36 protein-coding genes are annotated in these 23,822 nt (G+C 59.0%); 34 read left to right on the forward strand and 2 right to left on the reverse strand.

The annotated features are described in order from the left end of the window. The 30 genes from N8H22_RS13490 to N8H22_RS13635 form a co-directional block, all read left to right on the forward strand. On the forward strand, positions 1 to 453 hold a 453-nt coding region (locus N8H22_RS13490), incomplete at its 5' end, for an EF-Tu/IF-2/RF-3 family GTPase (RefSeq protein WP_264591037.1). Between the two features lie 149 nt (positions 454 to 602). Continuing rightward, positions 603 to 914, forward strand: coding sequence for a 30S ribosomal protein S10 (gene rpsJ, locus N8H22_RS13495; RefSeq protein WP_003186070.1), 312 nt, complete (start codon positions 603 to 605; stop codon positions 912 to 914). Positions 915 to 996: 82 nt separating this feature from the next. Next, positions 997 to 1,632, forward strand: coding sequence for a 50S ribosomal protein L3 (gene rplC, locus N8H22_RS13500; protein WP_264591038.1), 636 nt, complete (start codon positions 997 to 999; stop codon positions 1,630 to 1,632). A 12-nt stretch (positions 1,633 to 1,644) separates the two neighbouring features. Beyond that, entirely contained in the window at positions 1,645 to 2,247 is a 603-nt protein-coding gene (gene rplD / locus N8H22_RS13505) for a 50S ribosomal protein L4 (RefSeq protein WP_264591039.1), read from the forward strand. After that, entirely contained in the window at positions 2,244 to 2,543 is a 300-nt protein-coding gene (gene rplW, locus N8H22_RS13510) for a 50S ribosomal protein L23 (protein WP_003289212.1), read from the forward strand. Before rplD ends, rplW begins: the two co-directional genes overlap by 4 nt. 14 nt (positions 2,544 to 2,557) lie before the next feature. Next, positions 2,558 to 3,379, forward strand: coding sequence for a 50S ribosomal protein L2 (gene rplB, locus N8H22_RS13515; RefSeq protein ID WP_264591040.1), 822 nt, complete (start codon positions 2,558 to 2,560; stop codon positions 3,377 to 3,379). 16 nt (positions 3,380 to 3,395) lie between these two features. Next, positions 3,396 to 3,671, forward strand: a complete 276-nt coding sequence (gene rpsS / locus N8H22_RS13520; RefSeq protein ID WP_264591041.1) for a 30S ribosomal protein S19 — start codon at positions 3,396 to 3,398, stop codon at positions 3,669 to 3,671. Positions 3,672 to 3,684: 13 nt separating this feature from the next. After that, positions 3,685 to 4,017, forward strand: coding sequence for a 50S ribosomal protein L22 (gene rplV, locus N8H22_RS13525; protein WP_003103908.1), 333 nt, complete (start codon positions 3,685 to 3,687; stop codon positions 4,015 to 4,017). 13 nt (positions 4,018 to 4,030) lie between these two features. Further along, positions 4,031 to 4,717, forward strand: coding sequence for a 30S ribosomal protein S3 (gene rpsC, locus N8H22_RS13530; RefSeq protein ID WP_003289210.1), 687 nt, complete (start codon positions 4,031 to 4,033; stop codon positions 4,715 to 4,717). A 12-nt stretch (positions 4,718 to 4,729) separates the two neighbouring features. Beyond that, positions 4,730 to 5,143 (forward strand): 50S ribosomal protein L16, encoded by a 414-nt coding sequence (gene rplP, locus N8H22_RS13535; protein WP_003281836.1) that lies wholly within the window; start codon positions 4,730 to 4,732, stop codon positions 5,141 to 5,143. Then, the gene (rpmC, locus tag N8H22_RS13540) at positions 5,143 to 5,334 is read left to right on the forward strand and encodes a 50S ribosomal protein L29 (RefSeq protein WP_003289209.1); all 192 of its coding nucleotides are present in this window, start codon (positions 5,143 to 5,145) and stop codon (positions 5,332 to 5,334) included. Before rplP ends, rpmC begins: the two co-directional genes overlap by 1 nt. A gap of 2 nt (positions 5,335 to 5,336) precedes the next feature. Next, a complete protein-coding gene (rpsQ, locus tag N8H22_RS13545) occupies positions 5,337 to 5,603 on the forward strand; it encodes a 30S ribosomal protein S17 (protein WP_003281832.1) in 267 nt (88 codons plus the stop codon). Between the two features lie 23 nt (positions 5,604 to 5,626). Continuing rightward, positions 5,627 to 5,995 carry a 50S ribosomal protein L14 gene (gene rplN, locus N8H22_RS13550; RefSeq protein WP_003289207.1) on the forward strand — a complete coding sequence of 123 codons (369 nt, stop codon included), beginning with the start codon at positions 5,627 to 5,629 and terminating at the stop codon, positions 5,993 to 5,995. 11 nt (positions 5,996 to 6,006) lie between these two features. Then, positions 6,007 to 6,321 carry a 50S ribosomal protein L24 gene (gene rplX / locus N8H22_RS13555; protein ID WP_264591042.1) on the forward strand — a complete coding sequence of 105 codons (315 nt, stop codon included), beginning with the start codon at positions 6,007 to 6,009 and terminating at the stop codon, positions 6,319 to 6,321. Between the two features lie 19 nt (positions 6,322 to 6,340). Then, on the forward strand, positions 6,341 to 6,880 hold the full coding sequence (gene rplE / locus N8H22_RS13560; RefSeq protein ID WP_264591043.1) for a 50S ribosomal protein L5: 540 nt from the start codon (positions 6,341 to 6,343) through the stop codon (positions 6,878 to 6,880). A 13-nt stretch (positions 6,881 to 6,893) separates the two neighbouring features. Further along, positions 6,894 to 7,199, forward strand: a complete 306-nt coding sequence (gene rpsN / locus N8H22_RS13565) for a 30S ribosomal protein S14 (protein ID WP_264591044.1) — start codon at positions 6,894 to 6,896, stop codon at positions 7,197 to 7,199. A 180-nt stretch (positions 7,200 to 7,379) separates the two neighbouring features. After that, complete coding sequence (gene rpsH, locus N8H22_RS13570; RefSeq protein ID WP_003293036.1) at positions 7,380 to 7,772, forward strand: 30S ribosomal protein S8; 393 nt, start codon at positions 7,380 to 7,382, stop codon at positions 7,770 to 7,772. 13 nt (positions 7,773 to 7,785) lie between these two features. Beyond that, complete coding sequence (gene rplF / locus N8H22_RS13575; RefSeq protein ID WP_264591045.1) at positions 7,786 to 8,319, forward strand: 50S ribosomal protein L6; 534 nt, start codon at positions 7,786 to 7,788, stop codon at positions 8,317 to 8,319. A 10-nt stretch (positions 8,320 to 8,329) separates the two neighbouring features. Beyond that, entirely contained in the window at positions 8,330 to 8,680 is a 351-nt protein-coding gene (gene rplR / locus N8H22_RS13580) for a 50S ribosomal protein L18 (RefSeq protein WP_264591046.1), read from the forward strand. 3 nt (positions 8,681 to 8,683) lie between these two features. Further along, positions 8,684 to 9,184, forward strand: coding sequence for a 30S ribosomal protein S5 (rpsE, locus tag N8H22_RS13585; protein WP_037043288.1), 501 nt, complete (start codon positions 8,684 to 8,686; stop codon positions 9,182 to 9,184). A gap of 2 nt (positions 9,185 to 9,186) precedes the next feature. Then, positions 9,187 to 9,369, forward strand: a complete 183-nt coding sequence (rpmD, locus tag N8H22_RS13590; RefSeq protein WP_003289195.1) for a 50S ribosomal protein L30 — start codon at positions 9,187 to 9,189, stop codon at positions 9,367 to 9,369. A 2-nt stretch (positions 9,370 to 9,371) separates the two neighbouring features. Further along, positions 9,372 to 9,806, forward strand: coding sequence for a 50S ribosomal protein L15 (gene rplO / locus N8H22_RS13595; RefSeq protein ID WP_019339965.1), 435 nt, complete (start codon positions 9,372 to 9,374; stop codon positions 9,804 to 9,806). Further along, the gene (gene secY / locus N8H22_RS13600; protein ID WP_264591047.1) at positions 9,807 to 11,135 is read left to right on the forward strand and encodes a preprotein translocase subunit SecY; all 1,329 of its coding nucleotides are present in this window, start codon (positions 9,807 to 9,809) and stop codon (positions 11,133 to 11,135) included. It abuts the gene before it with no gap. Between the two features lie 29 nt (positions 11,136 to 11,164). Next, the gene (gene rpmJ, locus N8H22_RS13605; protein ID WP_003281814.1) at positions 11,165 to 11,281 is read left to right on the forward strand and encodes a 50S ribosomal protein L36; all 117 of its coding nucleotides are present in this window, start codon (positions 11,165 to 11,167) and stop codon (positions 11,279 to 11,281) included. A gap of 129 nt (positions 11,282 to 11,410) precedes the next feature. Continuing rightward, the gene (gene rpsM / locus N8H22_RS13610; protein ID WP_003289190.1) at positions 11,411 to 11,767 is read left to right on the forward strand and encodes a 30S ribosomal protein S13; all 357 of its coding nucleotides are present in this window, start codon (positions 11,411 to 11,413) and stop codon (positions 11,765 to 11,767) included. Between the two features lie 30 nt (positions 11,768 to 11,797). Beyond that, the gene (gene rpsK / locus N8H22_RS13615; RefSeq protein WP_264591048.1) at positions 11,798 to 12,187 is read left to right on the forward strand and encodes a 30S ribosomal protein S11; all 390 of its coding nucleotides are present in this window, start codon (positions 11,798 to 11,800) and stop codon (positions 12,185 to 12,187) included. A 17-nt stretch (positions 12,188 to 12,204) separates the two neighbouring features. After that, positions 12,205 to 12,825, forward strand: coding sequence for a 30S ribosomal protein S4 (gene rpsD / locus N8H22_RS13620; RefSeq protein ID WP_264591049.1), 621 nt, complete (start codon positions 12,205 to 12,207; stop codon positions 12,823 to 12,825). Positions 12,826 to 12,847: 22 nt separating this feature from the next. Continuing rightward, positions 12,848 to 13,849 (forward strand): DNA-directed RNA polymerase subunit alpha, encoded by a 1,002-nt coding sequence (gene rpoA, locus N8H22_RS13625; protein ID WP_003289187.1) that lies wholly within the window; start codon positions 12,848 to 12,850, stop codon positions 13,847 to 13,849. 45 nt (positions 13,850 to 13,894) lie between these two features. Further along, positions 13,895 to 14,281: a 50S ribosomal protein L17 gene (gene rplQ / locus N8H22_RS13630; RefSeq protein WP_264591050.1), complete on the forward strand. Its 387-nt coding sequence runs from the start codon at positions 13,895 to 13,897 to the stop codon at positions 14,279 to 14,281. A gap of 185 nt (positions 14,282 to 14,466) precedes the next feature. Further along, on the forward strand, positions 14,467 to 15,927 hold the full coding sequence (locus N8H22_RS13635) for a catalase (protein ID WP_264591051.1): 1,461 nt from the start codon (positions 14,467 to 14,469) through the stop codon (positions 15,925 to 15,927). Positions 15,928 to 16,128: 201 nt separating this feature from the next. On the opposite strand, the gene uvrA is transcribed toward N8H22_RS13635, so the two are convergent. Continuing rightward, on the reverse strand, positions 16,129 to 18,963 hold the full coding sequence (gene uvrA, locus N8H22_RS13640) for an excinuclease ABC subunit UvrA (RefSeq protein WP_264591052.1): 2,835 nt from the start codon (positions 18,961 to 18,963) through the stop codon (positions 16,129 to 16,131). 131 nt (positions 18,964 to 19,094) lie between these two features. Here uvrA and N8H22_RS13645 point away from each other — a divergent pair, with 131 nt between their 5' ends. The 4 genes from N8H22_RS13645 (at position 19,095) to N8H22_RS13660 (ending at position 22,939) form a co-directional block, all read left to right on the forward strand. Next, on the forward strand, positions 19,095 to 20,462 hold the full coding sequence (locus N8H22_RS13645; RefSeq protein WP_264591053.1) for an MFS transporter: 1,368 nt from the start codon (positions 19,095 to 19,097) through the stop codon (positions 20,460 to 20,462). A 173-nt stretch (positions 20,463 to 20,635) separates the two neighbouring features. Beyond that, positions 20,636 to 21,121, forward strand: a complete 486-nt coding sequence (locus tag N8H22_RS13650) for a single-stranded DNA-binding protein (RefSeq protein WP_264591054.1) — start codon at positions 20,636 to 20,638, stop codon at positions 21,119 to 21,121. Positions 21,122 to 21,132: 11 nt separating this feature from the next. After that, positions 21,133 to 22,017 carry an NAD(P)-dependent oxidoreductase gene (locus tag N8H22_RS13655; protein ID WP_264591055.1) on the forward strand — a complete coding sequence of 295 codons (885 nt, stop codon included), beginning with the start codon at positions 21,133 to 21,135 and terminating at the stop codon, positions 22,015 to 22,017. Then, positions 22,010 to 22,939: an NAD-dependent epimerase/dehydratase family protein gene (locus N8H22_RS13660; protein ID WP_264591056.1), complete on the forward strand. Its 930-nt coding sequence runs from the start codon at positions 22,010 to 22,012 to the stop codon at positions 22,937 to 22,939. The genes N8H22_RS13655 and N8H22_RS13660 overlap by 8 nt, the downstream gene beginning before the upstream one ends. Before the next feature lie 73 nt (positions 22,940 to 23,012). Here N8H22_RS13660 and N8H22_RS13665 read toward each other — a convergent pair whose 3' ends face one another. Then, complete coding sequence (locus tag N8H22_RS13665; RefSeq protein WP_264591057.1) at positions 23,013 to 23,696, reverse strand: OmpW family outer membrane protein; 684 nt, start codon at positions 23,694 to 23,696, stop codon at positions 23,013 to 23,015. Positions 23,697 to 23,822: the final 126 nt, after the last annotated feature.

Consider the following 23,822-nt stretch of genomic DNA (forward strand, 5'->3'; position numbering starts at 1 on the left):
ATCGTCGGTCTGCGTCCGACCACCAAGACCACCTGCACCGGCGTGGAAATGTTCCGCAAGCTGCTGGACGAAGGTCGGGCCGGTGAGAACTGCGGCGTCCTGCTGCGCGGTACCAAGCGTGATGACGTCGAGCGTGGCCAGGTTCTGGCCAAGCCGGGCACCATCAAGCCGCACACCAAGTTCGAAGCTGAAGTGTACGTACTGTCCAAGGAAGAAGGTGGTCGTCACACCCCGTTCTTCAAGGGCTATCGTCCGCAGTTCTACTTCCGTACCACTGACGTGACCGGTTCGTGCGAGCTGCCGGAGGGCGTTGAGATGGTGATGCCGGGCGACAACGTGAAAATGGTTGTCACCCTGATCAAGCCGATCGCTATGGAAGACGGCCTGCGCTTCGCAATTCGCGAAGGCGGTCGTACCGTTGGCGCCGGTGTGGTTGCCAAGATCGTCGAGTAATATTTGTCGATGATGAAAAAGGCCCCTTCGGGGCCTTTTTCTATTGTTGATCATTTATTGACACCCTATGGGCGCATCCGTACAATTGCGCCTCCTTTTACCGGGGGTATTGCGCCTGGTAGGGTGGCTACTTGGAGTCTGAGGTCAAAATGCAAAACCAACAAATCCGTATTCGGTTGAAGGCTTTTGACCATCGCCTGATCGATCAATCAACCCAGGAAATCGTGGAAACCGCGAAACGTACTGGTGCTCAGGTGCGTGGTCCGATTCCGCTGCCAACCCGCAAAGAGCGGTTCACTGTGCTGGTTTCTCCGCACGTCAATAAGGACGCGCGCGATCAGTATGAAATTCGAACCCATAAGCGCGTGCTGGACATCGTTCAGCCAACCGACAAAACCGTCGATGCGCTGATGAAGCTCGATCTTGCGGCTGGTGTGGAAGTGCAGATCAGCCTCGGCTAAAACCTTGGAGTTTTAGTCGTGTAACGCTCTGAAATGGGCGGCCATAGCGGGTGAAAGCCCCGTACACTCAAGAGGTTTCAAAATGACTATTGGTGTAGTCGGTCGTAAATGCGGCATGACCCGCGTTTTCACCGAGGATGGTGTCTCTATTCCGGTTACGGTCATCGAGATCGAGCCGAATCGCGTCACTCAGTTCAAGAATGAAGAGAGCGATGGCTACCGTGCAGTGCAGGTCACTGTCGGCGAGCGTCGCGCGTCCCGTGTCACCAAGGCTCAGGCCGGTCACTTCGCCAAGGCGAATGTTGCTGCAGGTCGTGGCGTCTGGGAATTCCGCCTCGATGGTGAGGAGTTCCAGGTTGGTGATCAGATCAATGCCGAGATTTTCCAGGCAGGGCAGCTGGTGGATGTCACCGGGCAGTCCAAGGGTAAAGGCTTTGCCGGTACCATCAAGCGCTGGAACTTCCGTGGTCAGGACAATACCCACGGTAACTCCGTATCCCACCGCGTCCCGGGCTCTATCGGTCAGTGCCAGACTCCAGGTCGTGTATTCAAGGGCAAGAAGATGTCCGGGCACATGGGCGCCGAGCGCGTAACCGTGCAGTCTCTGGAAATCGTGCGTGTCGATGCTGAGCGGAACCTGCTTTTGGTGAAGGGTGCAGTGCCCGGCGCCACTGGTGGTGACGTGCTCGTGCGTCCGGCCGCCAAGGCTCGCGGTTAAGGGGGAGTTCACATGCAATTGAATGTAAATGGCGCACAGGCCATCGAAGTCTCCGATCGCGCCTTTGGTGGCGAGTTCAACGAGACGCTGGTGCATCAGGCTGTAGTCGCCTACATGGCTGGCGGTCGTCAGGGCAGCAAGCAGCAGAAGACCCGTTCGGACGTTTCCGGTGGCGGTAAGCGCCCGTGGCGTCAGAAGGGCACCGGTCGTGCTCGTGCCGGTACCAGCCGTGGGCCGATCTGGCGTGGTGGTGGTGTGACCTTCGCTGCGCGTCCGCAGAATCACGATCAGAAGCTGAACAAGAAGATGTATCGCGCAGCGCTGCGTTCCATCCTTGCTGAGCTCGTTCGTTCGGAGCGGCTGGTTGTTGTCGAGGACTTCGCCGTCGATGCGCCGAAGACCAAGGTGCTTGCCAGCAAGCTGAATGGCATGGGTCTGAACGACGTGCTGATCGTTTCCGAGGCTGTCGATCAGAATCTGTACCTCGCCGCTCGCAATCTGCCGCATGTGGATGTGCGTGACGTGCAGGGTTCGGATCCGGTTAGCCTGATCGCCTATGACAAGGTGTTGATCACCGTGTCGGCTGTGAAGAAATTCGAGGAGCTGCTGGGATGAACCAGGAACGCGTATTCAAAGTCCTGCTTGGTCCGCACGTCTCCGAGAAGGCAACCGTGCTGGCTGACAGCAAGAGCCAGTTTGTTTTCAAGGTTGCAACTGATGCAACCAAGCTGGAAATCAAGAAGGCCGTCGAAAGCCTGTTCAACGTGAAGGTCGCTACCGTCAATACCCTTAATGTCCAGGGCAAGACCAAGCGTACCGCTCGCGGCCTGGGCAAGCGCAACGACTGGAAGAAAGCGTACATCGCGCTTCAGCCGGGCCAGGATCTCGATTTCTCCGGCAGTGCTGAGTAAGGAAGGGGTGCATCATGGCAATCGTTAAATGCAAACCGACTTCCGCGGGCCGCCGCTTTGTGGTCAAGGTGGTGGGTCAGGAGCTGCACAAAGGCGCTCCTTATGCTCCGCTGCTCGAGAAGAAGTCGAAGTCCGGTGGTCGTAACAATAACGGCCGTATCACCACTCGCCACATTGGCGGTGGTCACAAGCAGCATTACCGTCTGGTCGATTTTCGTCGCAACAAGGATGGCATTCCTGCCATCGTCGAGCGCGTCGAATATGATCCAAACCGTACTGCGCATATCGCGCTGCTCAAGTATGCCGACGGCGAGCGTCGCTACATCATCGCGCCGAAGGGTGTGAGTGCCGGCGATCAACTGCTTTCGGGTGTTAATGCGCCGATCAAGGCCGGCAACAGCCTGCCGCTACGCAACATTCCGCTGGGTTCCACCGTTCACGGTATCGAGCTGAAGCCGGGTAAGGGTGCTCAGATTGCGCGTTCGGCGGGTGCTTCGGCTCAGCTGGTAGCGCGTGAAGGCGCCTACGTGACCCTGCGTCTGCGTTCCGGTGAGATGCGCAAGGTGCTGGCCGAGTGCCGTGCGACCCTGGGCGAAGTCTCGAACTCCGAGCACAGTCTGCGCTCGCTGGGTAAGGCCGGTGCCAAACGCTGGAAGGGCATTCGTCCTACCGTCCGTGGTGTCGCGATGAACCCGGTCGATCACCCGCACGGTGGTGGTGAAGGTCGTACCTCCGGTGGTCGTCATCCGGTGTCGCCATGGGGCTTCCCGACTAAGGGCGCGAAGACCCGCACTAACAAGCGCACCGATAACATGATCGTCCGTCGTCGCAAGTAACTAGAGGGATACGACAGTGCCGCGTTCTCTGAAAAAAGGTCCTTTTATCGATCTTCACCTACTGAAGAAGGTCGAAGCGGCGGTGGAAAAGAATGATCGCAAGCCGGTTAAAACCTGGTCGCGTCGTTCGATGATCCTGCCGCAAATGGTCGGTCTGACCATCGCTGTACATAACGGTCGTCAGCATGTCCCGGTTCTCGTGAACGAAGACATGGTCGGCCATAAACTCGGCGAGTTCGCTGCTACCCGTACCTATCGTGGGCACGTAGCGGACAAGAAAGGCAAGCGCTAAGGGGTAAGGAAAGATGGAAGTAGCCGCTAAGTTGTCGGGCGCTCGCATCTCCGCCCAGAAAGCCCGCCTGGTCGCCGACCAGATCCGCGGGAAGAAGGTGGGCGAAGCGCTCAACCTCCTGGCTTTCAGCAGCAAGAAAGCCGCCGAGATCATGAAGAAGGTGCTGGAGTCGGCCGTTGCCAACGCCGAGCACAACGAAGGCGCTGATGTGGATGACCTCAAGGTCTCCACCGTCTTCGTCAACGAGGGGCGTTCGCTTAAGCGCATCATGCCGCGTGCCAAAGGCCGCGCTGATCGCATCGTCAAGCGGTCTTGCCATATCACTGTCAAGGTTGCGGACAAGTAACGGAGTCGATCAGATGGGTCAGAAAGTACATCCCACTGGCATTCGCCTGGGAATCGTCAAGGAGCACACCTCCGTCTGGTACGCAGACGGCCGTACGTATGCAGACTATCTGCTTGCAGATCTGAACGTGCGTGAGTACCTCCAAGACAAACTAAAAAGCGCGTCCGTAAGCCGTATCGATATCCATCGCCCGGCTCAAACCGCACGCATCACCATCCACACCGCTCGTCCCGGCATCGTGATCGGCAAGAAGGGTGAAGATGTTGAGAAGCTGCGTCAGGACCTGACCAAGCAAATGGGTGTGCCTGTGCACATCAATATCGAAGAGATCCGCAAGCCGGAGCTCGACGCAATGCTGGTTGCACAGAGCGTTGCTCAGCAGCTGGAGCGTCGCGTGATGTTCCGTCGCGCCATGAAGCGCGCCGTACAGAATGCCATGCGCATTGGTGCCAAAGGCATCAAGATCCAGGTCAGTGGTCGTCTGGGTGGGGCTGAAATTGCCCGTACCGAGTGGTATCGCGAAGGGCGTGTGCCGCTGCACACCCTGCGTGCCGATATCGATTACAACACTTACGAAGCGCACACCACTTACGGTGTGATTGGCGTCAAGGTATGGATCTTCAAAGGCGAAGTGATTGGTGGTCGCCATGAAGAGCTCAAGCCGCAAGCGCCTGCGCCTCGTAAAAAAGCTGCTAAGTAAGGGGTACGCCAAATGTTGCAACCCAAGCGTACAAAATTCCGTAAGCAGATGACTGGCCACAACCGTGGTCTGGCTCAGCGCGGTAGCAAGGTCAGCTTCGGCGAGTTCGCACTGAAGTCTGTTTCCCGTGGTCGTTTGACCGCGCGTCAGATCGAGGCTGCACGTCGTGCCCTCACCCGTCACGTTAAGCGTGGCGGCAAGATCTGGATCCGCGTGTTCCCCGATAAGCCGGTTACCAAGAAGCCCCTCGAAGTTCGTATGGGTAAAGGTAAGGGTAGCGTCGAGTACTGGGTAGCCCAGATTCAGCCGGGCAAGGTGCTCTACGAGATCGAGGGTGTTTCCGAAGAGCTGGCGCGTGAGGCATTTGCCTTGGCAGCTGCGAAGCTGCCGCTCGCCACCTCCTTTGTTAAGCGGACGGTGATGTGATGAAAGCGAATGAACTTCGTGAAAAATCCGCTCAGCAGCTGAACGAGCAACTGCTCGAGCTGCTGCGCGACCAGTTCAATCTGCGTATGCAGAAAGCGACTGGCCAGTTGGGGCAGTCTCACCTGCTCTCGCAAGTCAAGCGCGACATCGCTCGTGTCAAGACTGTGCTCAACCAGCAGGCAGGTAAGTGATCATGGCTGAAGCTCAGAAAACCGTCCGCACGCTGACCGGCCGCGTCGTCAGCGACAAGATGGACAAGACCATCACCGTTCTGATCGAGCGTCGCGTCAAGCACCCGATCTACGGTAAATACGTTAAGCGTTCGACCAAGCTGCACGCTCACGACGAAACCAACCAGTGCCGCATCGGCGACAAGGTCACTATCCGCGAGACTCGTCCGCTGGCTAAGACCAAGACCTGGATGCTGGTTGATGTCGTTGAACGCGCTGTTGAAGTTTAAGGGCTAGGGGTCGGAGAAATTATATGATTCAGACTCAATCCATGCTCGATGTGGCTGATAACAGTGGCGCTCGTCGCGTCATGTGTATCAAGGTGCTCGGCGGTTCGCACCGCCGTTACGCCGGCATCGGCGACATTATTAAAGTTACCGTCAAGGAAGCGATTCCGCGTGGCAAGGTCAAGAAAGGCCAGGTGATGACTGCTGTGGTAGTCCGCACCCGTCACGGTGTGCGCCGTCCCGATGGTTCCATCATCCGCTTCGATGGCAATGCTGCTGTTCTGCTGAACAATAAGCAGGAGCCTATCGGCACCCGTATCTTTGGGCCGGTGACTCGTGAGCTTCGTTCCGAGAAGTTCATGAAGATCGTCTCGCTCGCCCCTGAAGTGCTGTAAGGAGTAGCCGCATGCAAAAGATTCGTCGCGACGACGAGATCGTCGTCATCGCCGGCAAAGACAAGGGCAAGCGCGGAAAGGTGCTCAAGGTTCTCGCTGACGGCCGTGTGGTCGTCGGTGGAGTCAACCTGGTCAAGCGCCATACCAAGCCGAACCCGATGTCCGGCGTTCAGGGCGGTATCGTCGAGAAGGAGGCGCCTCTGCACGTCTCCAACGTCGCCATTTTCAACGGCGAAACCAACAAGGCAGACCGCGTTGGCTTCAAGGTTGAAGACGGCAAGAAAATCCGTGTCTTCAAGTCGACCCAGAAGCCGGTTGGCGCTTGAGACTGCTAGGTAGATAACCATGGCACGACTAAAAGAAGTTTATCGGAAGGAAATCGCGCCCAAGCTGAAGGAAGAACTTCAGCTCAGTAACGTGATGGAAGTTCCGCGCATTACCAAGATCACCCTCAATATGGGTATCGGCGAAGCGATCGGTGACAAGAAGATCATCGACAACGCAGTTGCTGATCTGGAGAAGATCACTGGCCAGAAGGTCGTTGTGACCCATGCTCGCAAGTCCATTGCGGGCTTCAAGGTTCGCGAAGGTTGGCCGATCGGCGTCAAAGTAACTCTGCGTCGCGAGCGTATGTACGAGTTTCTTGATCGTCTGCTGTCCATTTCGCTTCCGCGGGTTCGCGACTTCCGTGGCCTGAATGCCAAGTCCTTTGATGGTCGTGGCAATTACAGCATGGGCGTCAAAGAGCAGATCATCTTCCCGGAAATCGATTACGACAAGATCGATGCCCTGCGTGGTCTGGATATCACTCTGACCACTACTGCTCGGACGGATGAAGAGGGTCGCGCGCTGCTGCGTGCCTTCAACTTCCCGTTCCGTAACTGATTGGAGTAGGCACATGGCTAAGCAAAGCATGAAGAACCGTGAGCTGAAGCGTCAGCAAACGGTTGCCAAGTTCGCCCAGAAGCGCGCAGCACTGAAAGCAGTCATTGCCAATCCGGAATCCAGTCCGGAAGCGCGCTGGGAAGCTCAGGTGGCTCTACAGAAGCAACCCCGCGACGCAAGCGCGTCGCGCCTGCGCAACCGCTGCCGTCTGACTGGACGTCCGCATGGCGTTTACCGCAAGTTTGGTTTGGCGCGCAACATGCTGCGCCAGGCTGCAATGCGCGGTGACGTTCCCGGTCTGGTCAAGGCCAGCTGGTAACAAGACAAACAGGACCTTCGGGTCCTGTTTGTTTTTCGATCAAGCCCCTTGCGGGGCTTGATTCGCTTATGGCGACTCTCTAGAATGTCCGGCTCGCCTGAGCCTCGCACTTTGCCGGGTTTGTCCATTGGCGACACGAGCCGTCAAGGCTTATTTTTTTGTTTTAGGAGCTAAGAGCCCATGAGTATGCAGGACCCGTTAGCGGACATGCTAACTCGTATCCGTAATGCCCAGATGGCCGAAAAGTCCGTCGTAAGCATGCCGTCTTCCACGCTGAAGGTGGCGGTAGCCAATGTTCTTCAGGGCGAAGGCTATATCGCGGGATACCAGGTCAGTGGTGATGCCAAGCCGCAGCTGTCCATCGAGCTGAAGTACTTCGAAGGCCGTCCGGTCATCGAAGAACTCAAGCGCGTAAGTCGTCCTGGCCTGCGCCAGTACAAGTCCGTTGACCAGTTGCCGAAAGTACGCGGTGGCCTGGGTGTGTCGATCGTTTCCACCAACAAGGGTGTGATGACTGATCGTGCTGCTCGCGCTGCTGGTGTTGGCGGCGAAGTGCTTTGCACTGTGTTCTAAGGGGGGGATAAGCATGTCTCGCGTTGCTAAGAACCCCGTCAAGCTGCCCGCTGGCGTTGAAATCAAGATGTCTGGTCAGCAGCTTTCGGTGAAGGGCGCAAAAGGCGCTCTCGAACTGAATGTTCACCCGTCTGTGGAAGTGATCCAAGAAGCCGGCGAACTGCGCTTTGCTGGTCGTAATGGTGATCAGCAGACTCGCGCCATGGCTGGTACCACTCGTGCGCTGGTCAACAATATGGTGATCGGCGTTAGCCAGGGCTTCGAGCGCAAGCTTCAGCTGGTTGGTGTTGGTTACAAGGCGCAAGCCAAAGGTCAGGTGCTGAACCTCGCGCTCGGTTTCTCCCATCCGATCGACTACGCGTTGCCGGAAGGTGTGGTTGCCGAAACCCCGAACCAGACCGAGATCCTGATCAAGGGTGTCGACAAGCAACTGGTTGGTCAGGTCGCTGCGGAGATTCGCGATTTCCGTCGCCCTGAACCTTATAAGGGCAAGGGTGTTCGTTACGCGGATGAAGTCGTCCGTCGTAAAGAAGCCAAGAAGAAGTAGGGCATAGCAAATGACCGACAAAAAAGTTACTCGACTGCGTCGCGCTCGCAAAGCACGCCTGAAAATGCACGAGCTCGAAGCCGTGCGTTTGTGCGTGTATCGCTCTTCGCAGCACATCTACGCCCAGGTCATTTCGGCCGATGGCGGCAAGGTTCTGGCCAGCGCCTCTACCTTGGACAAAGCACTGCGTGATGGCGCCACTGGCAATGTCGACGCGGCCAAGAAAGTTGGCGAGCTGGTTGCCGAGCGTGCAAAAGCCGCTGGTGTAACGCAGGTTGCATTCGACCGTTCTGGCTTCAAGTACCACGGTCGTGTCAAGGCACTGGCCGATGCTGCTCGTGAAGGCGGGCTGGAGTTCTAAGTTATGGCAAATAACGAGCAAAAGCGCGACGAAGGCTACATCGAGAAGCTGGTTCAAGTTAACCGCGTCGCAAAAACCGTAAAGGGTGGCCGTATCTTCACCTTCACCGCCCTGACTGTCGTTGGTGACGGAAAGGGTCGTGTAGGCTTCGGTCGTGGCAAGTCCCGCGAAGTGCCGGCTGCCATCCAGAAGGCCATGGAGGCGGCTCGCCGCAACATGATCCAGGTCGACCTGAATGGCACTACCCTGCAGTATCCAACCAAGGCTGCGCATGGCGCTTCCAAGATCTACATGCAACCTGCGTCCGAAGGTACCGGGGTTATCGCCGGTGGTGCTATGCGCGCCATTTTGGAAGTTGCTGGCGTGCAGAACGTTCTGGCTAAGTGCTATGGCTCGACCAATCCTGTTAACGTTGTTCACGCTACGTTCAAGGGTCTGAAGGCTATGCAGTCGCCTGAGTCTGTCGCTGCTAAGCGTGGCAAGAGCGTCGAGGAGATTCTCTAACCATGGCTAACGCTACTGTCAAAGTCACGCTGGTCAAAAGCGTGAACGGCCGTCTGGCCAATCACAAGGCATGCGTCAAGGGCTTGGGCCTGCGTCGCATTGGTCATACCGTTGAGGTTCAGGACACTCCTGAAAACCGCGGGATGATCAACAAGGCCTACTACCTTCTCCGTGTGGAGGGCTAATCATGCAATTGAACGATCTGCGTTCTGCGCCGGGTGCCCGTCGCGAAAAGCTGCGTCCCGGTCGTGGTATCGGCAGCGGACTCGGCAAGACCGGTGGCCGTGGCCATAAGGGTCAGACCTCCCGTTCCGGTGGCAAGATTGCTCCGGGTTTCGAGGGTGGTCAGCAGCCGTTGCATCGTCGCCTGCCGAAGTTCGGCTTCGTTTCCCTCAAGGCTATGGATCGCGCTGAGGTGCGTACGTCCGAACTGGCTAAGGTGGAAGGCGATGTCGTTTCCGTGCAGAGCCTGAAAGATGCCAACATCATCAACCAGAACGTACAGCGCGTAAAAGTTATGCTGTCCGGTGAGGTTGGTCGTGCGGTCACTCTCAAGGGTATCGCAGCCACCAAGGGTGCGCGTGCGGCTATCGAAGCAGCTGGCGGCAAGTTCGAGGAATAAATGGCTAAGCAAGGTGCTCTCTCCGCGCTGAGTAATGGCGGGCTGTCCGAACTCTGGGCTCGTCTGCGCTTTCTGTTCATGGCGATCATCGTCTATCGGATTGGCGCACACATCCCGGTGCCAGGGATCAATCCCGACAGGTTGGCCGAGCTGTTCCGTCAGAACGAAGGGACCATCCTTAGCCTGTTCAACATGTTTTCCGGCGGCGCGCTGGAGCGCATGAGCATTTTTGCATTGGGAATCATGCCGTACATTTCGGCGTCGATCATCATGCAGCTCATGACCGCTGTCAGCCCGCAGCTGGAGCAGTTGAAGAAAGAGGGGGAGGCCGGGCGTCGCAAGATCAGTCAGTACACGCGTTACGGTACGTTGTTGCTGGCGATCGTGCAGGCTATCGGTATGTCGGTCGGGTTGGCGGGCCAAGGCGTTGCATTCAACAATGACTTCGGCTTCTATTTCGTGGCCATCACCACCTTCGTGGCGGGTGCGATGTTCATGATGTGGCTCGGTGAGCAGATTACTGAGCGAGGGGTTGGCAATGGGATCTCCATGCTGATCTTCGCTGGGATCGTCGCCGGGTTGCCGGGCGCCTTAGGTCAGTCCTTCGAGTCTGCGCGGCAGGGAGATATTAATATTATCGCCTTGCTTGCAGTGGGCTTGCTGGCGGTTGCGATCATCGGCTTTGTGGTCTTCATTGAGCGTGGCCAGCGGCGTATCGCTGTTCACTATGCCAAGCGTCAGCAGGGCCGCAAGGTTTTCGCTGCGCAGACCAGTCATCTGCCGTTGAAGGTGAATATGGCGGGTGTTATCCCGGCAATTTTTGCTAGCAGCATCCTGCTCTTCCCCGCGTCGTTGGGTCAGTGGTTCGGTCAGTCCGAGAGTATGGGTTGGCTGGCTGATATTTCCCAGGCGATCGCTCCCGGCCAGCCTCTGAATATCTTGCTGTTCAGTGCCGGTATCATTTTCTTCTGCTTCTTCTACACAGCCTTGATGTTCAACCCTAAGGATGTTGCGGAGAATCTTAAGAAGTCCGGTGCGTTTATCCCAGGGATTCGTCCTGGTGAGCAGTCGGCGCGCTATATCGATGGTGTGTTGACTCGTTTGACCATGTTCGGCGCTCTGTACATGACGGCTGTCTGCCTGCTTCCGCAGTTCCTTGTGGTCGCAGCCAATGTGCCGTTCTATCTTGGCGGGACCTCGTTGCTGATCGTGGTGGTGGTAGTCATGGATTTCATGTCTCAAGTGCAATCCCACCTCATGTCGCACCAGTACGATTCCCTGATGAAGAAAGCCAACCTGAAGAGCTACGGCAGCGGCATGCTCCGCTAAAGTGGTTCGTAAGGTTCGAGGAGTTGGTGATGAAAGTTCGTGCGTCGGTTAAGAAGCTGTGCCGTAACTGCAAGATCATCCGTCGCGACGGTGTCGTGCGCGTGATCTGCAGCGCGGAGCCGCGTCACAAGCAGCGCCAGGGCTGATTGTGTAAAGCGTAAGAACCCGGCAGCTAGTGCGCTGCCGGGTTGAATATTTGTTTCTACAGCGTTAATATCTCGCGCCCTTTTCTTGGCTTCCGGGGCGTAGGTAGCTGTCAATTGGAGTTTCACTGAATGGCCCGTATTGCAGGCGTCAACATTCCGGATAACAAGCACACTGTTATCTCGCTGACCTACATCTACGGTGTTGGTCGCACCCGTGCGCAGGAAATCTGTGCCGCTACCGGCGTAAATCCGGCAGCAAAGATCAAGGATCTTTCCGACGAGCAGGTCGAACTGCTGCGTGGCGAAGTCGGCAAGTTCATCGTTGAGGGCGACCTGCGTCGCGAAGTCAACATGAAAATCAAGCGCTTGATGGACCTGGGTTGCTATCGCGGCCTGCGCCATCGTCGTGGTCTGCCGGTTCGCGGTCAGCGTACCAAGACCAACGCACGTACCCGTAAGGGCCCGCGCAAGCCGATCCGCAAGTAATCGCGTTAGCGAATCGACAGGAATTTAGTCATGGCAAAACCTGCTGCTCGTCCTCGTAAGAAAATCAAAAAGACAGTGGTTGATGGCATCGCCCATATCCACGCGTCTTTCAACAACACCATCGTGACCATCACGGATCGTCAGGGCAATGCGCTGTCCTGGGCTACCTCCGGTGGTTCGGGCTTCCGCGGCTCGCGTAAGTCCACTCCGTTCGCCGCCCAGATCGCCGCTGAGCGTGCTGGTCAGGCCGCTCTGGAGTATGGTCTGAAGAACCTCGACGTTAACGTCAAGGGTCCAGGTCCAGGTCGCGAATCCGCTGTGCGTGCTCTGAACGCCTGCGGCTATAAAATCGCCAGCATCACCGACGTGACGCCGATCCCGCACAACGGGTGCCGTCCGCCGAAGAAGCGCCGCGTGTAATCAGGAGACAGTAAAGAATGGCTCGTTATATTGGTCCCAAGTGCAAACTGTCTCGTCGTGAAGGCACTGATCTCTTCCTGAAGAGTGGTGCGCGCGCGCTCGAATCCAAGTGCAACATTGAAACTCCGCCGGGTGTGCATGGCCAGCGTCGTGGCCGACTGTCCGACTACGGCACCCAGCTGCGCGAGAAGCAGAAGGTGCGCCGCATCTACGGTGTGCTGGAGCGTCAGTTCAGCGGTTACTACAAGGAAGCTGCCAGCCGCAAGGGTGCTACCGGCGAGAACCTGCTGCAGCTGCTCGAGTGCCGTCTGGACAACGTCGTGTATCGCATGGGCTTCGGCTCCACTCGTGCCGAATCGCGCCAGCTGGTCTCGCACAAGTCGATCACCGTCAACGGTCAGACCGTGAACATCCCGTCTTACCAGGTCAAGGCCGGTGACGTGGTTGCGGTTCGCGAGAAGTGCCGTAACCAGCTGCGTATCGCCCAGGCCCTCGAACTGTGCGCACAGCGCGGTCGCGTTGAATGGGTCGAAGTAGACGCCGACAAGAAAACCGGTGTTTTCAAGAATGTTCCGGCTCGCAGCGATCTGTCCGCCGACATCAACGAAAACCTGATTGTCGAGCTCTACTCCAAGTAAGGGCTAGAAAATAGGTGTATCCATGCAGAGTTCGGTAAATGAGTTCCTGACCCCCCGCCATATCGATGTGCAGGTGGTCAGTCCGACCCGTGCCAAGATCACTCTCGAGCCCCTCGAGCGTGGTTTTGGCCACACCCTGGGCAACGCGCTGCGTCGTATTCTGTTGTCCTCCATGCCCGGCTGCGCTGTGGTCGAGGCTGAGATCGACGGTGTGCTCCACGAGTACAGCGCCATCGAGGGCGTGCAGGAAGATGTAATCGAAATCCTGCTCAACCTCAAAGGTATCGCCATCAAGCTGCACGGCCGTGATGAAGTGACCTTGAGCCTGGTGAAGAAGGGCGCGGGCGCTGTGACCGCTGCCGATATCCAGCTGGATCACGATGTTGAAATCGTCAATGGCGATCACCTGATCGCCAATCTGGCGGCCAACGGCTCGATCAACATGAAGCTCAAGGTCGCTCGCGGCCGTGGTTACGAGCCTGCTGATGCGCGTCAGAGCGACGAAGACGAAAGCCGTAGCATCGGTCGTCTTCAGCTCGACGCTACCTTCAGCCCGGTTCGTCGCGTGGCTTATGTGGTCGAGAATGCTCGTGTTGAGCAGCGCACCAACCTGGACAAGCTGGTCATTGACCTGGAAACCAACGGCACCCTGGATCCCGAAGAGGCGATCCGTCGTGCAGCGACCATCCTGCAGCAGCAGCTGGCTGCGTTCGTCGACCTGAAAGGCGACAGCGAGCCGGTGGTTGTCGAGCAGGAAGACGAGATCGATCCGATCCTGTTGCGTCCGGTTGATGACTTGGAACTGACCGTACGTTCGGCCAACTGCCTCAAGGCAGAGAACATCTACTACATCGGTGATCTGATCCAGCGCACCGAAGTAGAGCTGTTGAAAACGCCGAACCTGGGCAAGAAGTCCCTGACTGAAATCAAGGACGTTCTGGCTTCGCGTGGTTTGTCCCTCGGTATGCGCCTAGATAACTGGCCGCCGGCAAGTCTCAAGAAGGACGATAAGGCCACTGCCTGATCGCCCCCAGTAACCGAACTGAACGTTTGGTAAGGAATTTCAATCATGCGTCATCGTAAAAGTGGCCGTCATCTGAGCCGCACCAGCGCCCACCGCAAGGCCATGTTCCAGAACATGGCGGTGTCGCTGTTCGAGCACGAACTGATCAAGACTACCCTGCCCAAGGCCAAGGAGCTGCGTCGCGTTGCCGAGCCGCTGATCACTTTGGCCAAGGAAGACAACGTTGCCAACCGTCGCCTGGCTTTCGACCGTACTCGCTCGAAAGCGGCAGTGGGCAAGCTGTTCAACGATTTGGGCAAGCGCTATGCCACTCGTCAGGGCGGCTATCTGCGCATCCTGAAGTGCGGTTTCCGTGCTGGGGACAATGCACCGATGGCTTACGTCGAGCTGGTTGACCGTCCGGTCGCTGGTGAAGTGGAAGCTGCCGAGTAACACGTTCGGCGGTGCAGAAGAAACCGAGCCTCAGGGCTCGGTTTTTTTATTCCTGAGAGATTTGCTCTATCAGGTGCGTTGACCTTGATCATTAGTCGGCATTTCGTGCGCTGCCTATGATGGCGCTCAACCAGCCGGTGCTCGCTGCCGGTTTGGAATATTCGATTCGTCTAGGAGAAGCAGCCATGACTGACAAGCCCAAGTTGACGACCGTCGCCGGTGCGCCGGTATGGGAGAACCAGAACTCGATGACCGCCGGCCGCCGGGGGCCGATGTTGCTGCAGGACGTTTGGTTCTTGGAGAAGCTCGCGCACTTCGACCGGGAGGTGATTCCGGAGCGGCGCATGCACGCCAAGGGGTCGGGTGCATTCGGCGAGTTCGTCGTTACCCATGACATCACGCGCTACACCAAGGCCAAGCTGTTTTCCGAAATCGGTAAGCGCACCCCGCTGTTCGCGCGTTTCTCCACCGTCGCCGGTGAACGCGGCGCAGCCGATGCCGAGCGCGATATTCGTGGTTATGCGTTGAAGTTCTACACCGAGCAGGGCAACTGGGACATGGTCGGCAACAACACGCCGGTGTTCTTCTTCCGTGACCCGCTCAAGTTTCCTGATCTCAATCATGCGGTGAAGCGGGATCCGCGAACCAACATGCGCAGCGCCAACAACAACTGGGACTTCTGGACCGGTCTGCCAGAAGCTCTGCACCAAATCACGTATGTGATGGGCGATCGGGGTATTCCAGCGTCCTATCGCCATATGCATGGGTTTGGTTCGCACACCTACAGTTTCATCAGTCCGAACAATGAGCGCTTTTGGGTGAAGTTTCATTTCCGGACTCAGCAGGGCATCCGGAATCTGACTGATGCAGAGGCGGCAGCGATCGTAGCAAATGATCGTGAAAGCTCTCAGCGCGACCTGTATGAGGCGATTGAGCGTGGAGATTACCCCCGCTGGACCATGTACGTGCAGGTCATGCCGGAGGCCGATGCGGCCAAGGTCGCTTACCATCCCTTCGACCTGACCAAGGTCTGGCCGCATGCCGACTATCCGCTGATTGAGGTCGGCTACTACGAGCTCAACCGCAACCCGGACAATTACTTCCAGGACGTGGAGCAGGCGGCGTTCACGCCAGCAAACGTTGTGCCGGGGATCAGCTTTTCGCCGGATCGGATGTTGCAGGGACGGCTGTTTTCCTACGGTGATGCGCAACGCTATCGGCTGGGCGTGAACCATCACCAGATTCCGGTGAACGCTCCGCGTTGCCCGGTTCACAGCTATCATCGCGACGGCGCCATGCGGGTCGATGGCAATCAGGGCGGGCGCCTGCACTACGAGCCGAACACCTATGGTGAATGGCAGGAGCAGCCCGACTTCAGCGAGCCGCCATTGGCATTGGTGGGGGCGGCAGATCGCTACGACTACCGTGCCGACGACGCCGACTACTTCACCCAGCCGGGAAATCTGTTCCGTCTGATGAAGGCCGATGAGCAACAACGTCTGTTCGAGAATACGGCGCGCTCGATGCAGGGAGTCGACCGGCACATCAAGATTCGTCACATCAGCCACTGTTTGAAGGCGGACCCGGCGTACGGCGCAGGAATTGCGGCTGCGCTCGATATCCCGCTGTCAGAAGTACCCGCATAACTGCGTCAAGGCGTAGATGTCAAAGAGCCCGTAGTGGTCGCTACGGGCTCTTTGTTTTTGGGGCTGCTCGTGGCTTTGAGGCGTCGAGCGGTGGTCAGCAACCTACTCTGGGCGTGTTTCCAGCGGGGTTTGGCCGTGCAGCGGAGTCCATGCGGGTATCCGCTGGGCGCTGACTTCAATGCCCGAGGATTGATCAGCCGGCTAGCGGTCGCGCTCCAGCAGTGGCTTGAGGAAATGCCCGGTGTGTGACACTGGGTTGTCCGCCACCTCTTCTGGAGTGCCGGTGGCGATGATCATGCCGCCCTTGGAGCCACCCTCGGGGCCAAGGTCAACCAGCCAGTCCGCGGTCTTGATCACGTCCAGATTGTGTTCGATGACTACCACGGTGTTGCCGTGATCGCGTAATCGATGCAACACATCGAGCAGTTGCTGGATGTCGGCGAAGTGCAGGCCGGTGGTTGGCTCGTCGAGGATGTAGAGGGTCTTGCCGGTATCACGCTTGGACAGCTCGCGGGACAGTTTTACCCGCTGCGCTTCGCCACCGGATAGAGTGGTCGCCGATTGGCCAAGCTTGATGTATGACAGGCCGACGTCGATCAGTGTCTGTAGCTTGCGCGCAACCGCCGGCACCGGATCGAAGAACTCCCGCGCTTCCTCGATGGTCATGTCGAGCACTTCGGTAATGCTCTTGCCCTTGTATTTGACCTCCAGGGTTTCGCGGTTGTAGCGCTTGCCCTTGCAGACGTCGCACGGCACATAGATGTCTGGCAGGAAGTGCATCTCCACCTTGATCACGCCATCGCCTTGGCAGGCCTCACAGCGTCCTCCCTTGACGTTGAAGGAGAAGCGTCCCGGGCCATAACCGCGTGAGCGCGCTTCCGGCACGCCGGCGAATAGTTCGCGTATCGGGGTGAACAACCCGGTATAGGTGGCAGGATTGGAGCGCGGCGTGCGGCCGATCGGGCTCTGGTCGATGTCCACTACCTTGTCCAGGTGCTGCAGGCCGTCGAACGAATCGTGCGGCGATACCTCGAGGGTTGTAGCGCCGTTGAGTGCGGTAGCGGTGATGGGGAACAGCGTGTTGTTGATAAGCGTCGATTTGCCCGAACCGGATACGCCGGTGATGCAGGTCAGCAGGCCGACCGGAATCTCCAGATCGACGTTGCGCAGGTTGTTACCGCGCGCGCCCTTGAGCTGGAGCAGTTTCTTCGGGTCGCGCGGGGTGCGCTGCCGCGGGTATTCGATCTTCACCCGGCCGGACAGGTATTTGCCGGTGAGCGAATCCGGGTGCGCCATGACCTCGTCGGGGGTGCCTTCGGCGACGATGCGGCCACCGTGCACGCCGGCACCAGGCCCGATATCCACCACGTAATCGGCGAGGCGGATGGCATCCTCGTCATGCTCCACTACGATCACGGTGTTGCCGATGTCGCGCAGATGGCGAAGGGTACCGAGCAGACGTTCATTGTCGCGCTGATGCAGGCCGATAGAGGGTTCGTCGAGGATGTACATCACGCCGACCAGCCCGGCGCCAATCTGGCTGGCAAGGCGGATGCGCTGGGCTTCTCCGCCGGACAGCGTGTCGGCACTGCGGTCGAGGGTCAGGTAGTCGAGGCCGACGTTGACCAGGAACTGCAGGCGTTCGCGAATCTCCTTGAGGATCTTGTCGGCGATCTCGCCCCGTCGCCCCGGCAACGACAATGCACCGAAGTAGTCGGTGGCGTCACCAATCGGCAGGCTGGTGACTGCCGGCAACGTCTTGTCGCCGACCCACACGTGTCGAGCCTCGCGACGCAGGCGCGTGCCTAGGCAGTCCGGGCAGTGCTGGGTGCTGAGGTATTTGGCGAGCTCCTCGCGTACCGAATTGGATTCGGTTTCCCGATAGCGCCGTTCGAGGTTGGGGATGATGCCTTCGAACGGGTGCGAGCGCTTGACGATATCGCCGCGATCATTCAGATAGCGAAACTCCACGCTTTGCTTGCCGCTACCGTAGAGCACCACCTTCTGCTGCTCGGCCGGCAACGCATCGAAGGGCTCGTCAAGGCTGAAACCGTAATGTGTGGCCAGTGAGCCGAGCATCTGGAAGTAGTAGACGTTGCGTCGATCCCAGCCGCGGATAGCACCTTCGGCGAGCGTCAGGCCGCCGTTGACCAGGCGCTTGGCATCGAAGAACTGCTTCACGCCCAGGCCGTCGCAGGTCGGGCAGGCGCCGGCCGGGTTGTTGAAGGAGAACAGCTTGGGTTCCAGCTCGCTGATCGAGTGGCCGCAGATGGGGCAGGCGAAGCGGGCGGAGAAGATCAGGTCCTCACTGCCATCATCTTCTTCCATCGATGCGACCAGGGCGATGCCATCGGCCAGCTTCAATGCCGTCTCGAATGATTCTGCCAGGCGCTGGTGCAGGTCGCCGCGCACTTTGAAGCGGTCGACTACCACGTCAATCGAATGCTTCTTCTGCTTGTCCAGCTTGGGTAGTTCATCCAGCTCGTGCAGCCGGCCGTTGATGCGCGCGCGCACGAAACCCTGAGCGCGTAATTCGTCGAATACTGCGAGATGCTCGCCTTTGCGTTCACGGATCACCGGGGCCAGCAGCATCAGCTTGCGCCCTTCCGGCAGCGCCAGCACCTGGTCGACCATCTGACTGACGGTCTGGGCCTCGAGTGGCGCGTCATGATCCGGGCAGCGTGGCGTGCCGGCCCGAGCATAGAGCAGGCGCAGGTAATCGTAGATCTCGGTAATGGTGCCGACGGTGGAGCGCGGGTTATGCGAGGTCGATTTTTGTTCGATGGAGATGGCCGGCGACAGACCTTCGATGGTATCGACGTCCGGCTTTTCCATCATCGACAGGAACTGCCGGGCGTAGGCGGACAGCGATTCGACGTAACGACGCTGGCCCTCTGCATAGAGCGTGTCGAAGGCCAGCGAGGACTTGCCGGAGCCGGACAGGCCAGTGATCACGATCAGCTTGTCGCGCGGCAAGGTCAGGTCGATGTTCTTCAAGTTGTGGGTGCGAGCCCCACGAATCAGAATCTTGTCCAAAGCAGCCTCGCGTGGCGGGCGAAAACCCGGAAGTATACGGCTGGCATGTAGTCGCGGCAAAAGCGCGCGCCTGTGCCAGGCAGGGGATGACTGTTAGAATCGCCGCCCGGTTAATTCAAGCGAGACCCTCCATGCAGGATCCTTACAGCGAGCGCATGAACGCCAGCGAAACCCGTGCAGCATCCGGGCTGGCTTTGGTTTTTGCGTTTCGCATGCTCGGCATGTTCATGGTCCTGCCGGTGCTGGCGACTTACGGTATGGAGCTGGAGGGCGCCACACCCGCGCTGATCGGCCTCGCCATCGGTGCCTATGGTTTGACCCAGGCGGTGCTGCAAATTCCGTTCGGCATGCTTTCTGATCGCATCGGCCGTTTGCCGGTGATCTATGTCGGTCTGTTGCTATTCGCCGCCGGTGCGGCGCTGGCGGCGAGTGCCGATTCCATCGGCGGTGTCATTGCAGGGCGGGTATTACAGGGCGCCGGCGCCATTTCCGCCGCGGTGATGGCGCTACTGTCGGACCTGACCCGCGAGCAGCATCGGACCAAGGCAATGGCGATGATCGGCATGAGCATCGGCTTGTCCTTCGCTGTGGCGATGGTCGTCGGGCCGCTACTGACCCGCGCCTTCGGCCTCTCCGGGTTGTTCTGGGTCACAGCGGGCATGGCCTTGCTAGGTGGGGTGATCGTCGCCATGCTGCCGCGGGCGCCCGGGCATCTGAAACACCGCGAGTCCGGGGTCGCCCGTCAGGCGCTCGGGCTGACGCTGCGCCACCCGGAACTGCTGCGTCTGGACTTCGGCATCCTGGCGCTGCACGCAATCCTCATGGCCAGCTTCGTCGCCTTGCCGCTGGCGCTAGTTGAGCAGGGTGCTCTGCCCAAGGACGAGCATTGGTGGGTGTATTTGACCGCCCTGCTGATCGGTTTTGTTGGCATGATTCCCTTCATCATCTACGGCGAGAAGAAGCGCCAGATGCGTCGGGTGCTGCTCGGTGCAGTGGCTGCGCTGTTGGCCTGCGAGCTGTTCTTCTGGCAGTTCGGTAGCGGTCTGTGGCTGCTGGTGGTCGGTATGGTGGCGTTCTTCACTGCCTTCAATCTGCTCGAAGCCTCGCTGCCCTCGCTGATCAGCAAGGTGGCGCCGGCCGGCGGTAAGGGCACGGCGATGGGGGTGTATTCCACCAGCCAGTTTCTCGGCGCCGGTGTGGGCGGCATCCTCGGCGGTTGGTTGTATCAGTACGGCGGCCTGGCGCTGGTATTCCTCGGTTGCGCGCTGCTCTGCGCGCTTTGGCTGAGCGTTGCCCTCGGCATGCGTGAACCGCCGTACGTCACCAGTCTGCGTCTGCCACTGTCGGCGAACGCCCTCGCCGACAGTGGGCTGGCGGCCCGCCTGCTGGATGTGCCAGGTGTGACGGATGCGTTGATCGTTGTGGACGAGGCGGCTGCCTACGTCAAGGTGGATACCCTTCATCTGGATCGTGCGGCGCTCGACCGGCTGCTCGCCTAGCGGGTTGTCTGTGCAGTAGCCGCGCTTTTTGCCGAGGATTCGACTGCCGCCGCTCGCGCCGGTTGGCCCCCTAGGGTGGGTAAGGTAAGATTCGCGGTCATTGGGCTTGCTCCTCGCAGCTGGAGTGTCCTCAGTGAGCCCATCCAAATCAATGTTCCAGAAAGGAGTTACCCATGGCCAGAGGGGTGAATAAAGTCATCTTGATCGGCAACGTCGGCGGTGATCCGGAAACCCGCTACCTGCCCAACGGCAATGCGGTAACCAACATTACCCTGGCGACCACCGACAGCTGGAAGGACAAGCAGACTGGCCAGCTTCAGGAGCGTACCGAATGGCATCGAGTGGTGCTTTTCGGCAAGGTGGCCGAGATTGCCGGTGAATACCTGCGCAAGGGTTCGCAGTGTTATATCGAAGGTCGCTTGCAGACCCGCGAATGGGAGAAGGACGGCGTCAAGCGCTACACCACCGAGGTGGTGGTCGATATGAACGGCAGCATGCAGCTGCTGGGTGGTCGCGGCGGTTCCGACGATTCGCCACGTCAGCCGCGTCCGCAGCGCGAGCCGCAGCAGGCACCGCGCCCGCAGGCTCAGTCGCAGCGTCCGGCCGCGCAGCAGCCGGCACCGGACTACGACAGCTTCGACGACGATATCCCTTTCTAGAGTTTCACTGAATGCGAATGCGCCTGATGCTGTTGGGCGGCGGCAATGCCCTGGGGCAGGCGCTCATCCGCCTCGGTGCGGAGGAGGACATTGGCTTCCTCGCACCGCGGCCGCCCGCTCAGGGCTGGGACGCGGCCAGCCTCACCCAGTTGCTCGATGACAACCGTCCGGATGTCGTGATCAATCTGGCCTACTACTTCGACTGGTTCCAGAGCAGCCAGGTCGACGAAGCTGCCCTGGGTAGCCAGGAACGCGCCGTCGAAAGGCTCGCGGAGCTATGTCAGCACCACGATTTCATCCTGTTGCAACCATCGAGCTACCGCGTATTCGATGGCGCGCGGACCACCGCCTACAGCGAAAAGGACGAAGTCGCACCACTCGACACGCGTAGCCAGGCTCTGTGCCGTTTCGAGCAGAGCGTCCGAGCGCTTTGTCCGCGGCATGTGCTGCTGCGCTTCGGCTGGCTGCTCGACGAAAGCGCAGATGGCATCCTCGGGCGATTCCTGCAACGTCTCGAGCAAGGTGAGTCGATTGATCTCGCCGATGACCGACGTGGTAATCCGACGCCGGCGGACGATGCCGCGCGGGTGTTGCTGGCGGTGATCAAGCAGCTCGATTGTCAGGCGCCACTCTGGGGTACCTATCACTATGGCGGCCATGAGGCGTCGACGCCGCTGCTGGTTGGACAGGCGATCCTCGCCGAGGCTGCCAAGCATCGCCAGCTGAGTGCCGAGATTCTGCAGCCGACCGCGCACGCGGATTGCTCGGATGCCGATGACGAGCCGCAGCATGGCGTGCTGGCTTGCAAGAAAATCTTCAATACCTTCGGAATCAAGCCGCGCGCCTGGCGTGCCGGATTGCCTTCCCTGCTGGAGCGTTATTACCGTCATGGCTGACCGTCCCATCCTTGTCACCGGCGGCGCCGGTTTCATCGGCTCCAACCTCGTCGACGCGTTGCTGGCGCGCGGCTATTCGGTGCGGGTGCTGGACAACCTGTCGACCGGCAAGCGCGCCAACCTGCCGGACGATGAGCGCGTCGAGCTGGCGGTGGGCGACGTCGCCGATGCCGCTTGTGTTCGTCGGGCGATGAGCGGTTGTCAGGCGGTGGTCCATCTGGCTGCTGTGGCCTCGGTGCAGGCATCGGTGGAAGATCCGATCGGGACTCACCAGAGCAATCTGATCGGCACGCTGAATGTCTGCGAGGCCATGCGCGCCGAGGGCGTGACGCGGGTACTGTTCGCCTCCAGTGCAGCGGTGTATGGCAACAATGGCGAAGGGGAGGCCATCGACGAAAGCACGCCGACGGCGCCGCTGACGCCTTATGCAGCGGACAAGCTCGCCAGCGAGCACTATCTGGATTTCTATCGTCGCCAGCACGGACTGGAGCCCGCAATCTTCCGCTTCTTCAATATCTATGGTCCGCGCCAGGATCCCGCCTCGCCGTACTCGGGAGTAATCAGCATCTTCACCGGGCGCGCGCAGAAAGGCATGCCGATCAGCGTGTTCGGTGATGGTGAGCAGACGCGTGATTTCATCTATGTCGGTGATCTGGTGGAGGTGCTGGTGCAGGCGTTGGAAGCGCCAGTAGTGGAGCAGGGTGTAGTGAATGTTGGGCTGAATCAGGCTACGTCGTTGAAGCAGCTGCTCGCGGCGATCGGTGATGTGCTGGGTGGGTTGCCTGCAGTGAGCTATCAGGCGCCTCGTTCGGGCGATATCCGCCACTCGCGGGCGAACAACGCGCGGCTGCTGCAACGCTACCGGTTGCCGGAGCCGCCGACCAGCATGCGCGCCGGGCTGGCCAAGTTGCTGGGTAGGTAAGCGAATCCGGAAAATACAAAAGGCGCCGATTGGCGCCTTTTGTTTGTCTGCGATTCGGCGAATGCCGGTTGCGTCAGAACTTGTAGCCGAGGCCGACCATGTAGACGAAGGGGTCTACATCGACGTCAACTTTGACTTTGTTGCCAGCCAGATGGGTCGTACCTTCGGTGTCGATATCGATGTAGCGAACCTGGGCGTTGAGCATGACGTTCTCAGTCAGCATGTAATCCATGCCTACCTGCGCTGCCAAGCCCCAGGAGTCTTTCAGATCGAGGCCGTTGAAGCCTTTGTCTTCGGCGCTGCTGCTCAGTTCGGTGTCGAAGAACCAGGTGTAGTTGATGCCTGCGCCGACATAAGGCTGGAAGGCCGATTTGCTGTCGAGCGGGTAGTAAATCACGCTCAGGGTCGGCGGCAGGTGCTTGAGGCTGCCCAGTTTGCCGTTCAGTTGGTCAAATCCTGCCGGCATGCCTTTCACGCCAACATCATGGCTGAACGGAGTGGCCGCCAGTAGCTCGATACCAACTTTGTCGGTCAGCATGTAGGCGAAGTTCAGACCTAGCTGGGTATCGCTGTCCAGCGTGGCCTTGGTCCCGGCGATATCGCCAAGGAGCGCGTGATTGATGTCGCTGCTGTCTTCATGCGGATCAACGGTAACCGCACCAGCGCGGACGATGATGTCCCCGGCCTCGAAGGCCTGGGCGAAAGGGGCGGCCAGCGCCAGGGCCAGCGCGGAGGCGGTGAACAGGGTCTTGCGCATAATGCTTGCTCCATCGTGTGTTAGCTGTGTTGGAGCCCATGGTAGAGAGTGGGTTACTGGCAATTTTGACTCAGCTCAATGAAACGCGAGGACTGCCCTGCGACGTATTGCCCGGGTTGCTTTGCG

The sequence above is a fragment of the Stutzerimonas sp. S1 genome, assembly GCF_025966695.1.
GTDB lineage: Bacteria > Pseudomonadota > Gammaproteobacteria > Pseudomonadales > Pseudomonadaceae > Stutzerimonas.

Coding starts and splice junctions, on each gene's coding strand:
- rpsQ (WP_003281832.1), top strand. CDS start 5,337: ATGGCTGAAGCTCAGAAAACCGTCCGCACGCTGACCGGCCGCGTCGTC.
- rpsJ (WP_003186070.1), top strand. CDS start 603: ATGCAAAACCAACAAATCCGTATTCGGTTGAAGGCTTTTGACCATCGC.
- rplP (WP_003281836.1), top strand. CDS start 4,730: ATGTTGCAACCCAAGCGTACAAAATTCCGTAAGCAGATGACTGGCCAC.
- rplN (WP_003289207.1), top strand. CDS start 5,627: ATGATTCAGACTCAATCCATGCTCGATGTGGCTGATAACAGTGGCGCT.
- rpmD (WP_003289195.1), top strand. CDS start 9,187: ATGGCTAACGCTACTGTCAAAGTCACGCTGGTCAAAAGCGTGAACGGC.
- rplR (WP_264591046.1), top strand. CDS start 8,330: ATGACCGACAAAAAAGTTACTCGACTGCGTCGCGCTCGCAAAGCACGC.
- rplQ (WP_264591050.1), top strand. CDS start 13,895: ATGCGTCATCGTAAAAGTGGCCGTCATCTGAGCCGCACCAGCGCCCAC.
- N8H22_RS13655 (WP_264591055.1), top strand. CDS start 21,133: ATGCGAATGCGCCTGATGCTGTTGGGCGGCGGCAATGCCCTGGGGCAG.
- rpsC (WP_003289210.1), top strand. CDS start 4,031: ATGGGTCAGAAAGTACATCCCACTGGCATTCGCCTGGGAATCGTCAAG.
- rpsH (WP_003293036.1), top strand. CDS start 7,380: ATGAGTATGCAGGACCCGTTAGCGGACATGCTAACTCGTATCCGTAAT.
- rplW (WP_003289212.1), top strand. CDS start 2,244: ATGAACCAGGAACGCGTATTCAAAGTCCTGCTTGGTCCGCACGTCTCC.
- rplV (WP_003103908.1), top strand. CDS start 3,685: ATGGAAGTAGCCGCTAAGTTGTCGGGCGCTCGCATCTCCGCCCAGAAA.
- rplC (WP_264591038.1), top strand. CDS start 997: ATGACTATTGGTGTAGTCGGTCGTAAATGCGGCATGACCCGCGTTTTC.
- rplB (WP_264591040.1), top strand. CDS start 2,558: ATGGCAATCGTTAAATGCAAACCGACTTCCGCGGGCCGCCGCTTTGTG.
- rpmJ (WP_003281814.1), top strand. CDS start 11,165: ATGAAAGTTCGTGCGTCGGTTAAGAAGCTGTGCCGTAACTGCAAGATC.
- N8H22_RS13645 (WP_264591053.1), top strand. CDS start 19,095: ATGCAGGATCCTTACAGCGAGCGCATGAACGCCAGCGAAACCCGTGCA.
- rpsN (WP_264591044.1), top strand. CDS start 6,894: ATGGCTAAGCAAAGCATGAAGAACCGTGAGCTGAAGCGTCAGCAAACG.
- N8H22_RS13635 (WP_264591051.1), top strand. CDS start 14,467: ATGACTGACAAGCCCAAGTTGACGACCGTCGCCGGTGCGCCGGTATGG.
- rplF (WP_264591045.1), top strand. CDS start 7,786: ATGTCTCGCGTTGCTAAGAACCCCGTCAAGCTGCCCGCTGGCGTTGAA.
- rplD (WP_264591039.1), top strand. CDS start 1,645: ATGCAATTGAATGTAAATGGCGCACAGGCCATCGAAGTCTCCGATCGC.
- rpsM (WP_003289190.1), top strand. CDS start 11,411: ATGGCCCGTATTGCAGGCGTCAACATTCCGGATAACAAGCACACTGTT.
- N8H22_RS13665 (WP_264591057.1), bottom strand. CDS start 23,696: ATGCGCAAGACCCTGTTCACCGCCTCCGCGCTGGCCCTGGCGCTGGCC.
- rpsK (WP_264591048.1), top strand. CDS start 11,798: ATGGCAAAACCTGCTGCTCGTCCTCGTAAGAAAATCAAAAAGACAGTG.
- rpoA (WP_003289187.1), top strand. CDS start 12,848: ATGCAGAGTTCGGTAAATGAGTTCCTGACCCCCCGCCATATCGATGTG.
- rpsE (WP_037043288.1), top strand. CDS start 8,684: ATGGCAAATAACGAGCAAAAGCGCGACGAAGGCTACATCGAGAAGCTG.
- rpmC (WP_003289209.1), top strand. CDS start 5,143: ATGAAAGCGAATGAACTTCGTGAAAAATCCGCTCAGCAGCTGAACGAG.
- secY (WP_264591047.1), top strand. CDS start 9,807: ATGGCTAAGCAAGGTGCTCTCTCCGCGCTGAGTAATGGCGGGCTGTCC.
- N8H22_RS13660 (WP_264591056.1), top strand. CDS start 22,010: ATGGCTGACCGTCCCATCCTTGTCACCGGCGGCGCCGGTTTCATCGGC.
- N8H22_RS13650 (WP_264591054.1), top strand. CDS start 20,636: ATGGCCAGAGGGGTGAATAAAGTCATCTTGATCGGCAACGTCGGCGGT.
- rplX (WP_264591042.1), top strand. CDS start 6,007: ATGCAAAAGATTCGTCGCGACGACGAGATCGTCGTCATCGCCGGCAAA.
- rplO (WP_019339965.1), top strand. CDS start 9,372: ATGCAATTGAACGATCTGCGTTCTGCGCCGGGTGCCCGTCGCGAAAAG.
- rpsD (WP_264591049.1), top strand. CDS start 12,205: ATGGCTCGTTATATTGGTCCCAAGTGCAAACTGTCTCGTCGTGAAGGC.
- rplE (WP_264591043.1), top strand. CDS start 6,341: ATGGCACGACTAAAAGAAGTTTATCGGAAGGAAATCGCGCCCAAGCTG.